9 protein-coding genes are annotated in these 10,589 nt (G+C 58.0%); 5 read left to right on the forward strand and 4 right to left on the reverse strand.

Translation table 11 applies throughout. The features are described from left to right. Window position 1 precedes the first annotated feature (1 nt). Together VFA76_01430 and VFA76_01435 are read left to right on the forward strand one after the other, a co-directional pair. Window positions 2-1,588, forward strand: a complete 1,587-nt coding sequence (locus VFA76_01430) for an NAD(P)/FAD-dependent oxidoreductase (protein HZR30499.1) — start codon at window positions 2-4, stop codon at window positions 1,586-1,588. Window positions 1,589-1,703: 115 nt separating this feature from the next. After that, window positions 1,704-2,129, forward strand: a complete 426-nt coding sequence (locus VFA76_01435) for a DoxX family protein (protein ID HZR30500.1) — start codon at window positions 1,704-1,706, stop codon at window positions 2,127-2,129. A 488-nt stretch (window positions 2,130-2,617) separates the two neighbouring features. On the opposite strand, the gene VFA76_01440 is transcribed toward VFA76_01435, so the two are convergent. Further along, window positions 2,618-4,852: a dehydrogenase E1 component subunit alpha/beta gene (locus VFA76_01440; GenBank protein ID HZR30501.1), complete on the reverse strand. Its 2,235-nt coding sequence runs from the start codon at window positions 4,850-4,852 to the stop codon at window positions 2,618-2,620. Between the two features lie 102 nt (window positions 4,853-4,954). Between VFA76_01440 and VFA76_01445 the strand changes: the two genes are divergently transcribed. The 3 genes from VFA76_01445 to uvrB all read left to right on the forward strand — a co-directional run bounded on the left by VFA76_01445 (window position 4,955) and on the right by uvrB (window position 8,543). Beyond that, window positions 4,955-5,662, forward strand: coding sequence for an HAD-IA family hydrolase (locus tag VFA76_01445; GenBank protein HZR30502.1), 708 nt, complete (start codon window positions 4,955-4,957; stop codon window positions 5,660-5,662). A gap of 142 nt (window positions 5,663-5,804) precedes the next feature. Then, window positions 5,805-6,410 carry a hypothetical protein gene (locus VFA76_01450; protein HZR30503.1) on the forward strand — a complete coding sequence of 202 codons (606 nt, stop codon included), beginning with the start codon at window positions 5,805-5,807 and terminating at the stop codon, window positions 6,408-6,410. Between the two features lie 144 nt (window positions 6,411-6,554). Continuing rightward, a complete protein-coding gene (gene uvrB, locus VFA76_01455) occupies window positions 6,555-8,543 on the forward strand; it encodes an excinuclease ABC subunit UvrB (GenBank protein ID HZR30504.1) in 1,989 nt (662 codons plus the stop codon). Between the two features lie 12 nt (window positions 8,544-8,555). Here the strand turns inward: uvrB and VFA76_01460 are convergent, their stop codons facing one another. The 3 genes from VFA76_01460 to VFA76_01470 all read right to left on the reverse strand — a co-directional run bounded on the left by VFA76_01460 (window position 8,556) and on the right by VFA76_01470 (window position 10,537). Continuing rightward, entirely contained in the window at window positions 8,556-9,398 is an 843-nt protein-coding gene (locus VFA76_01460; protein ID HZR30505.1) for a protein-glutamate O-methyltransferase CheR, read from the reverse strand. Between the two features lie 26 nt (window positions 9,399-9,424). Further along, on the reverse strand, window positions 9,425-10,126 hold the full coding sequence (locus VFA76_01465) for a histidine kinase dimerization/phospho-acceptor domain-containing protein (GenBank protein ID HZR30506.1): 702 nt from the start codon (window positions 10,124-10,126) through the stop codon (window positions 9,425-9,427). Window positions 10,127-10,207: 81 nt separating this feature from the next. Beyond that, window positions 10,208-10,537 (reverse strand): hypothetical protein, encoded by a 330-nt coding sequence (locus VFA76_01470; protein ID HZR30507.1) that lies wholly within the window; start codon window positions 10,535-10,537, stop codon window positions 10,208-10,210. Between the last annotated feature and the right edge of the window lie 52 nt (window positions 10,538-10,589).

Below are 10,589 nucleotides of genomic sequence, written 5' to 3' on the forward strand. Positions count from 1 at the left end.
CATGGCGCGCGACGTCGTCATTCTGGGAGCGGGTCACAACGGACTGGTCACCGCGTTTTATCTTGCCAAAGCTGGTTTCAAGCCTCTGGTTCTAGAGCGTCGCGAGCAACCCGGTGGCGGCGCGGTAACGGAAGAATTCGCTCCCGGATTCCGCTGTTCAACCCTGGCTCACGCGGCCGGACCGCTGCGGCCGGAGATCGTGCGCGACATGCGATTGGAGCGGCACGGTCTAAAGATGGTGGAGCCTGAGCTGCGAGTATTTGCGCCGTCGCCGGACGGCCGCGCGCTATTTCTTTATGGAAATGCTGCGAAGTCGGCGGAATCGATTTCCCGGTTCTCGGCGAAAGATTCGGAACAATATCCAGAGTTTCAAAAATCCCTGAGCCGCATTGCGCAAGTATTTCAAAAAGTATTGGCGATGGCGCCGCCCTCCATCGATCACCCGAGCGCGGGCGATCTCTGGGAAATGCTTAAGGCCGGGAAGGGCATTCGTAATCTCGGCAAGAAAGATATGTACCGGCTGCTGCGTTGGGGGCCGATGGCGGTCGCCGATCTGGCAGCAGAATTTTTTGAGACCGAGCTGTTGCGCGCTACGGTTGCTGCGCGCGGAATCTTCGGCACGTTCCTCGGACCCTGGTCGGCGGGCAGCAGTACGGTGCTCCTGATGCGGGCAGCGTCCGATCCCTCGCCCGCTGGTTCAGCTTCCTTTGCGATGGGTGGAATGGGAGCGGTCACTCAGGCCATGGCAGTCGCCGCGCGCAAGGCCGGAGCCGAGATTCGCACCGGCGCCGAGGTAGCGCAGATCAAGGTGAAAGACGGCGCGGCTACGGGCGTGGTCTTGAAAGGCGGAGAAGAGATCGCTGCCAGCGCGGTGATCTCGAATGCCGACCCGAAGCGTACGTTACTCAACTTGGTGGATACTGCGCACCTCAGCCCCGATTTTGTCGTGAAGCTGCAGCACTATCGCTCCAATGGCACTGTGGCCAAGGTCAACCTGGCGCTTTCGGAGCTGCCGAGATTTACCGCGCTAGAAAAAGCGGGCACGAATGGCGCTGCGCTCTCTGGCCGCATCCATATTGGACCTGAGATTGATTATCTGGAGCGGGCGTTCGACGACTGCAAGTATGGTGCGTTCTCGCGCGAACCTTACCTGGAAGCGACGATTCCTTCTCTGACCGATCCGTCGCTCGCGCCGCGGGGCAAGCACGTGATGTCGGTCTACATGCAGTTTGCGCCGCGGCAGCTTCGGGACAAGGATTGGAATGGGCAGCGGGATGCGTTGGGGAATGCGGTGGTGAACACGCTGGGGCGCTACGCACCCAACATGAGCTCGATCGTTGAGGGTGGGCAGATCATCACGCCACAGGACTTGGAAGAAATTTATGGCATGACCGGCGGGCACATCTTTCACGGCGAATTGGCGCTCGACCAGATTTTTACCATGCGGCCGCTGCTGGACTGGGCGCGATATCGGACACCGATTCGAAATCTCTATCTGTGCGGCTCGGGCACGCATCCAGGAGATGGGCTGACAGGGGCGTCCGGTGCGATCGCGGCGCGAGAGATTTTGAAAGAGCTGAAGAAATAGACCTTTTCGACGCCGAGGACGCGGAGAATTGAATCTTCCATAAGTTCCCCTTATCTGAGTTATGCTTACGTTTCTTTTCCGGGCCATGATCGTGTGGTGGGTTTGAGGAGGAATTTTGAGAATTCTCGATCGTTTTCAATTCCTGGGGTTGCTCGCCATGCGCATCGTCCTTGGAACGATCATGATTGCACATGGTTTCCCCAAGGTTTTTGGCGGTGGGATGCACGGCACGATTCAGTTCATCAGCAGCCTGGGGCTGCCGTGGTGGTCGGCATACCTGTCTGCCTACGCTGAGTTCTTTGGTGGAGTGTTGGTCTTAGTGGGATTGTTTACGCGGGTAGCGGCATTGGCGCTGTTGATAGACATGATTGTCGCCATTCTCCTGGTGCATTTGCCGCACGGTCTCACCGGCGAAGGGGGATACCAATTTCCGTTGAGCCTGGCGGCCCTGAGTTTTGCGCTGCTTTTTCTGGGACCGGGGCCGATTGCGCTGGATCGGTTCGTGAGATTTGGTGGTGGTAGAGCGAAGAGCGCCAAGTAGCGCAGAGTTTGGTTGGGCAAGCGTCACAAGATTACCGATGCAACAGTCTCGGCCACAATACCTGCGGTTACTCAGGGGCTAAAGCCCACATTATTTTTGAAACCTATTCGCGGGCCTGAAGGCCCGCGCTTCCACGGTGGAACGCGATTTTGAAACCTATTCGCGGGCCTGAAGGCTTGCGCTTCCACGCTGAACGCGATTTTTGAAACTTATTCGCCGGCCTGAAGGCCCGCGCTTCCACGCTGGAACGCGATTTTGAAACTTATTCGCGGGCCTGAAGGGCCGCGCTTCCACGCTGGAACGCGATTTTGAAACTTATTCGCGGGCCTGAAGGCCCGCGCTTCCACGGTAGAACGCGATTCTTGAAACTTATTCGCGGGCCTGAAGGCCCACGCCTCCACGCTGGAACGCGATTTTGAAACTTATTCGCGGGCCTGGGTGGAGACGTAGCTTGCTACGTCGGCGGGCGCGGGCAAAAGAAAATGCGTTTAGAACGCGGCCAGATCGGCCATGGCTTTGTAGAGGTCTTCTACCTGCGGCAGGATCACGTCTTCCATCAAAGGCTGATAGGCGACGAAAGAATCCATGGCAGCTACGCGCCGCACTGGAGCATCAAGATTTTCGAACAGTTCGTCGGCAATGCGGGCCGCGATCTCGGCCCCGTATCCCCAGCTCAAAGTGTCCTCATAGGCCACCACAACCCGATTGGTCTTGCGAACTGAGTTGGCGATCGCTTCCCAGTCGTAGGGATTGAGGGTGCGCAGGTCAATCAATTCAACGCTGACGCCTTTTTCGCGCTGCAACTTTTGGGCAGCCTGTAGCGCTCGCGGTACCACCGCGCCATAGGTAATGACGGTGACATCGGTCCCGGCCTGCACCACTTTCGCCTTTCCGAATGGAACCATGTAATCCGGGCCGGGATACGGCGCGCGGCCAAAGGTCTCACGATACAGGCGTTTGTGTTCCAGAAACAAAACTGGATCGTCGCTGCGAATTGCGGTGCGCAGCAGCCCGTTGGCGTCAAGCGCATTCGAGGGAAACACTACCCGCAACCCGGGAATATGGGTGAAGACGCTCTCGCCGCACTGCGAGTGATAAATCGCGCCGCCGGTCAGATAGCCGCCGATCGCCACGCGCAAAACCAAGGGGCAGGAGAAGCCGTTATTGGAGCGCCAGCGGATCAGTGGCATCTCGTTGCGCAACTGCATCATCGCCGGCCAGATGTAATCGAAGAACTGGATTTCGGCCACCGGCTTCAGCCCGCGTATGGCCATTCCAATCGCCCGGCCGACAATGTTCGCCTCCGCCAGCGGTGAATTGAAGACGCGATCAGAGCCGTACTGTCCCTGCAATCCGGCGGTCAGCTTGAAAACGCCGCCTTTGCCCTTGATGAGCTTCTGTTGCAAGTACTGCTCGCGGCTGCAATCAGCCACATCTTCGCCAAAAATCACAATGCGCTCGTCGCGCTTCATCTCATCGCGCAAGGCGGCATTGATCAAGTCCGCCATCGTCTTCTGCGCCGAGGCCGCAGCGATAGTTGGCTGTGCGGCCGCTTTTAGATTGGCAAAGGCGGGCTGGGTTTCAAAAGCCTGTGATTTTGGATCGAGGTCAGGCGAATAGATAAACCGCGTCACCGAATCCGGCGAGGCCGGCGCCGCGGCGAGGGCGCGATCAGTGGCCTCCTGCAACTCTTCATTGACGCTTTTCTCGATACGATTGATACCTTCTTCGTCCAGTATTCCTTCGCGCAGCAGGAACAACTGGAACCGCGAGATCGGATCGAGTCGTGTCTCTTGCTGGCGCTCAGCCTCTGGCCGGTAAAGACGTTCGTCATCCGAGAGCGAATGCGAATACGGCCGCACCACGTGGGCGTGCACAAAAGCGGGGCCCTTGCCGGAGCGGATGTACTCCACAGCCTCGCGCATGGCGGCATAGGCGACGATCGGGTCGGTTCCGTCTACTTCGGCGAAGTGAAAGTTGGGAAAGTTGGCTACCAGGCGGGAAATATTGCCGCCCGGAGTCTGGGCTTCCACGGGGACGGAGATGGCATACTCGTTATCTTCCACCACCATCAACACCGGAAGCTTGCGGTTGGAAATCGTGTTGATGGATTCCCAGAACTCGCCTTCGCTGGTGGCGCCTTCGCCTAAGGAAACATAGACCAATTCGTCGTTATGGAATACAACATCTTTGAACTGCCGATAGTCGCCGGCACCCTTCTTTGCCGCTTCGGGGTGACAGTTGAAGTACTTTCCCGCCTCCGCAGCGCCCACCGCGTGCAGCACCTGCATTCCCGTGGGCGAGGACTGGGTAACAATGTGCAGTTCCTTATTGCTCCAGTGCGAAGGCATCTGACGGCCGCCCGATTGCGGATCGTCTGCGGCGCCCACCGCCTGCAGCAGCATGTCGAGCGGAGCCATCCCCAAAGCGAGGCAAAGCGCCCGATCACGGTAATAGGGAAAGAACCAATCGTAGGCAGGCTTCAGGGCCAGGCCGGCCGCAACACCCACGGCCTCGTGTCCGGCGCCTGAAATTTGGAAATAGATCTTCTGCTGGCGCTTAAGCAGGATTTCCCGGTCGTCGAGTCGGCGGGAGAGAAACATCAGCCGATAGATCTCGATCAGTTGCTTGCGGGTGAGTCCCTGGTAGGTCTTGTCCGCCTTCTTGCCCTGGTCCTCGAGGGCGGCCTTGGTCGGTTTAGGCTCTGCCTTAATGGTGGCCATCAGACTCCTTGGATGTTTCTGGCCGCTCTACAAGATGGCATTCTAAAACAGTCCCCTCAATCACGAATATACTGGATTTGACTCGCACAAACCTAGCCACACATGGACCACAAGAGCCGCAAAATCGACCCGGGAAGGATTCGACTGCTCATTTTTGACCTGGATGGCACCCTGATCGACTCACGCCTGGACCTGGTCCATTCGGTAAACGCGATGTTGAGGCATTTCCGGCGGCCCGAGCTACCTGCCGATGTAATTGCGACGTACGTGGGGGATGGGGCGCCGGTGCTGGTGCGGCGCGCGCTCGGCGACCCCGGCGATGAAAGCTTTGTCGCCCAGGCGCTGGAGTATTTCCTGGGCTACTATCGAGTGCACAAGCTCGACCACACCCATGTTTATCCCGGTATTCCGGAGGCGCTGAAGGGGCTGCGCAACGGGGGGAGCCGGGGCCAGGAACGGCGCATGGCTGTGCTCTCCAATAAGCCGGTTAATCCGTCGCGACAGATTGTGGAGGCGCTGGGATTGGCGCCGTTCTTCACCCACGTATATGGCGGAAACAGCTTTTCGACCAAGAAGCCTGACCCGCTAGGCGCAAAAACTTTAATGGATGAAGCTGGGGTACGCCCTGAAGAGACGATGGTCATTGGGGATTCGTCCGTTGACGTGCTTACTGGGCGGAATGCGGGAGCGTGGACTTGTGGGGTCACGTATGGCTTTGCGCCGCATACGCTTGAGGACGCTCCGCCGGATGTGCTCGTGCACTCGCCAGGGGAGTTGGGAAAAGTGCTTTCGATAGGCGAAAACCTTTAACCACAGAGGGCGCAGAGAGCACAGAGAAACGAGGTAATCACGACTATCCTCCGCGATCTGAGCGTTCGCTGCGGTTTAAAAGCTCTTGATTCTGTCGCAGCATTGACATCTCTTCCCTCGCACCGCACACTGCACCCAATCTATGGACAAGAGCTTCGGATTTACTCCCGCGGAATTGCGCAAGCTGCGCGCCCTCTCCACGCCAGCAAAAATCCAGCGATTCCTCGACGACATACCGTATCACCTGGCGGGAACGGCGTGGTCTCCCCGGCGGGTGCTGCGCGAGCGTACGGCGCATTGCCTGGAAGGATCGATCTTCGCCGCTGCTGCGTTGCGGGTGAATGGCTATCCGCCGCTGCTCATGGACATGGAAGCCGACAAAGACACCGACCACGTGATAGCTATTTACCGGCAGGGTGGAGCCTGGGGAGCGATCGCGAAATCTAATTACTCAGGCTGCCGAGGGCGCCAGCCGGTGTATCGGACGCTGCGCGAACTGGCCATTAGCTACTTTGAGGATTATTTCAACCTGCGGCGTGAGATGTCCTTGCGGACGTACTCTCGGCCGGTGGACCTGCGGCGCTTCGACCACCTGGACTGGATGACCAGCGAGAAGGCGGTGTGGTTCATCCCAGAGTATCTGTGCGAAATTCCTCACTACCGCCTGCTGAAGCCGGGAATGAAAGCTCGTCTGGCTCGCCTGGACCAGCGATCTTTTGATGCTGGACTGGTGGGGCACAAGCATTGAAACTTCTAGAAGCCTTCAATGCACAGGGCCCAGAGGGCCAAAATGGCCGCGCCCGGCCGGTTATAATAAAGGATTGCTCACCCGCTGATATTGGATTCTGTGCGGCCGGAGCGATTCCTGTCCGCACGCGGATAACAAGAAGCCATGAATTTTAAACTCGTCAGCGATTACAAACCTCGCGGTGACCAGGGGAGGGCCATCGAGCAACTACTCCGAGGTGTGTACGATCGCGAGCAGCACCAGGTGCTGCTGGGCGTCACCGGCTCCGGCAAGACCTACACCATGGCGAAGGTGATCGAGCAGGTGAACCGGCCAACGCTGGTGCTGGCCCACAACAAGACCCTGGCGGCGCAGCTCTATCACGAATTCAAGAGCTTCTTCCCGCACAACGCCGTGGAATATTTCGTTTCTTACTACGACTACTACCAGCCGGAAGCCTACGTTCCGGCAGCCGATCTCTACATCGAGAAAGAAGCTACGATTAACGATGAGTTGGACAAGCTGCGGCTGTCGGCGACCAAATCGCTGTTTGAGCGTCGCGATTGCCTGATCGTTGCCTCGGTGAGCTGCATTTACGGCTTGGGCTCGCCGGAAGCGTACTACGGCATGCTGCTCTTCCTGGAGAAGGGGCAAAAGATCAAGCGCGAGGACATCACGCGCAAGCTGGTTGAGATTCTCTACGAACGAACCGATGGCGAGTTCCGGCGCGGTACATTCCGGGTGCGTGGCGACGTAATTGAAGTTTTTCCCACTTATGACGACATGGCGTACCGGATCGAGCTCTGGGGAGATGAGATCGAATCACTCTCACAGATCGATCCTCTGTTTGGCACGATCAAGCAGAAATATGTGCGCCTGCCGATTTACCCAAAGACGCACTATGTGATGAGTCAGGAAACACGCGACTCCGCGGTAGAGTCGATCCTGAAGGAACTGGCGTGGTGGGAAGCGGAACTGGAGAAGCAAGGCCGCGTGGTTGAGGCCCAGCGCGTGCACCAGCGCACTCGTTTTGATCTGGAGATGATCAAAACCGTCGGGTACTGCCATGGTATCGAGAACTATTCGCGGCACTTTACGGGACGCCTGCCTGGAGAGCCGCCACCCACGCTGCTGGACTATGTGCCGCGTGATTATTTGATGTTCATTGACGAATCCCACCAGACGATTCCGCAGCTTCACGGCATGTATCACGGCGACCGCTCGCGCAAAGAGACGCTGGTGGAGTTTGGTTTCCGCATGCCGTCGGCGCTGGACAATCGGCCGCTGACGTTTGAGGAATTCGAGCACCGCGTGAACCAACTGATTTATGTCTCAGCAACACCCGGACCGTACGAGCTGACTAAAGCTGCGGGCGTGGTGGTTGAGCAGATCATCCGCCCAACCGGGCTGATCGATCCCGAGGTCGAGGTCAGGCCGGTGAAAGGTCAGATTGACGACCTGCTGCACGAGATTCGGCAGCGAGTGGAGCGCGGGGAACGCGTGCTGGTAACCACGCTGACAAAGCGGATGGCAGAGGACTTGGCGGAGTACTACAGCGAAGTAGGGGTGCGCTGCCGGTATATGCACTCTGAAATCGAGACGCTGGAGCGGGTAAAAATTCTTCGTGACCTGCGCAAGGGCGAGTTCGATGTGTTGATCGGGATCAACTTGCTGCGTGAAGGACTGGACCTGCCGGAAGTGTCATTGGTGGCTGTGCTGGACGCCGACAAGGAAGGCTTCCTGCGATCCAGCGGCTCACTCATCCAGACCGTCGGCCGCTGCGCACGGAACCTGAACGGCAGGGCGATCCTATACGCCGACGTAATGACCGATTCGATGCGCCGCGCAATGGATGAGACCGAGCGGCGGCGGGCCATCCAGCGCGCGTACAACATCGAACACAACATCACTCCGGAGTCGATTGTGCGGCCACTGGAGATGTCACTGGCCTCGATCGTCGAGGCGGACTACACCGATCTCACCAGCGAGGCGGATGGCATTCCCGAATTCAAATCCCAGGATGAACTGGACGCTTACATCGCCAAGCTGGAATCAGACATGCGCGAGGCCGCAAAGCGTTTTGAATTCGAGAAAGCGGCCAAGCTGCGCGACACCATCCGAGAACTCCGCACAAAGGAATTTTTGTTTGCGTGACTGAGGCCTGGGTCAGCTGTCCCGTCTGGACGCCGGCTTCTGATAAAAGCGATAGGATCCGTGCTTGCGCTCGTGGAATTCCATGCTGGTATTGGGCAGGGCTTCACCGGGAGCCAACAGTATGTACCCTCCCGGTTTGAGCGCATCATCAAAGCGCTTCAATGCAGAAGGACGAGCAGCACGCGCCAGGTAATGCAGCACGTCCACGAAAAAGATGCAGTCAAACGAACCGGGAGCGGCGGTCCGGCCCAGGTTGCCGGGAACGAAGCTCACCAGGTTGCGAACTTCCGGCTTGACCAGAAAGTGTTCTCCCACTTTCACAAAATACCGTTGCAGAAGTCGAAGCGGGATGCCATCCAAAGAGCGTCGTGAATACAGGCCCCGTTCCGCCTGGTGGAGGGCATGACGGCTCAGGTCAGAGGCGATCACCTGGATTTGCCATCCTGGCCCGACGTCGACGCACTCCGAGAGTGCGATCGCCATCGAATAGGCTTCCTCTCCGGTACCGCAGCCGGCACTCCACAGCCTCAGAGCGCGGGGCACCTCCCAGAATTTGCGCATGCGTAATTCCGGAATTACTACCTTTTCGAGGGTTTCAAACGCCAGCGCGTGACGGAAGAACCTGCTTTCAGTGACCAGCACTTGATCTTGCAGGGCATCGCACTCCATGGCAGACGAACGAAGGAGAGCCAGCAATTCAGCCAGTGATCCCAGCCCTCGTGATGCGGCATAGTCTGAAATACGCTGGGATAGAAACTCAGGATGTTGGTCGAGCAGGATGCCGGCCCGCTGTTCCAGCAACTGACGGATTTCCCCGAAATGGTTAAGGGCGGGAGCGGCGGCGCTGGAGGTCAATCCCTACACTCCTGATCGAGTAGCCGCTAAGGTGCGGCGACTCTAGAGGCTTTTACATTCGGCCGAGGCTGCTGTTGGCCTTGGGTGGCGCAACGCATTTCGCTTTCCAGGGAAGAAAAGCGTTGGATGATCTCGTGCATGCGCAGCGCCATGTTGCGGATGGTGTCTACCTGGTCGCGCAATTGTGCGGAGAGCGCGCCCGGTTCCAGGAGCAATAGTTCGGAATTGCCCAACACCGAGGTCAGAGCGTTGTTCAGGCTGTGGCGCATCTCCAGCATGTAGCGTCCCAAGGTAGCCTCGCGATGGCTCAGCGCAGCGGATTCCTCTGCCTTTTTCGCCCGGTTTATCGCTTCAGCGCGACGCAGGGCTTCACCGCCCAGAAGCACCAGGGCATCAGGCCAGCCTTCATGTTGCCGTAAGGCGAGCACTTTTGGAAAATTGTCGCGCGCAGCCTGCAGGCCGCTGGAATCCTGGCAAACGTAAATTACTGGCTTGTCCAGGCTCTCGGCTCTTTGTAGTGTTTCCTGCGGAAACTTTCCCTTAGCGGAGTTCACAATAGCAACGTCAAATGCGGTGGAGCTTCCGTGGTTCCAAATCTCACTGCTTACCAGCACAAAAGCCGGAACGCTGCGTTCGGTCTGCCATCGCGCCATTACCGCGCGGGCAAACTCGGCGTCGTCAGCGACGATTAATACGGTTGGTTGCTGCAACATGATGTCGTCGCCCATTTTGGGCTTTCTATCCTGTTCTCCACATCCCGCGCAAGCAAAGAACTGCTGACCTCTAGTATTGTTCGAGGCTCATGCCCGTCATTGCTTGATAATCCAGTTGGGCAAATCGTGGGCGAAGCGCGCCGCGACTGCCACATTGCCACTCTGGCATTGCACCGCCACAACCCAGGCCTCGGTATCAAGTGAGCGATCCGAATTCTGCAAATGGATCTTGTCTGCAAACTCCAGCGGAAGGCTGGACACAAACAGCACCTCTCGGGGGGTACCGAATTCGATGACCGTATCCTGCTGCCCACCGCCTTTTCTAGTGACCTGGACAGGAATGCGCACCGGTGTCGCATCCGGAAAAAACCTCGCCAGCCGACTAGCAAAAGACCCGTCCCGACACTCCGCCTGCTTGTGCGCCACTTTGGCCTTTCTCCGCTCAGAGTTTCCTTGTAGTGCCAACGACACAAGGACG

The organism is Terriglobales bacterium, assembly GCA_035651655.1.
In the GTDB taxonomy this organism is placed as follows: Bacteria; Acidobacteriota; Terriglobia; order Terriglobales; family Acidobacteriaceae; genus DASRFG01.

Excerpts from the sequence above, each read along its gene's own strand:
- uvrB (HZR30504.1), top strand. The coding sequence starts at position 6,555 with ATGAATTTTAAACTCGTCAGCGATTACAAACCTCGCGGTGACCAGGGG.
- VFA76_01430 (HZR30499.1), top strand. The coding sequence starts at position 2 with ATGGCGCGCGACGTCGTCATTCTGGGAGCGGGTCACAACGGACTGGTC.
- VFA76_01465 (HZR30506.1), bottom strand. The coding sequence starts at position 10,126 with ATGGGCGACGACATCATGTTGCAGCAACCAACCGTATTAATCGTCGCT.
- VFA76_01450 (HZR30503.1), top strand. The coding sequence starts at position 5,805 with ATGGACAAGAGCTTCGGATTTACTCCCGCGGAATTGCGCAAGCTGCGC.
- VFA76_01440 (HZR30501.1), bottom strand. The coding sequence starts at position 4,852 with ATGGCCACCATTAAGGCAGAGCCTAAACCGACCAAGGCCGCCCTCGAG.
- VFA76_01445 (HZR30502.1), top strand. The coding sequence starts at position 4,955 with ATGGACCACAAGAGCCGCAAAATCGACCCGGGAAGGATTCGACTGCTC.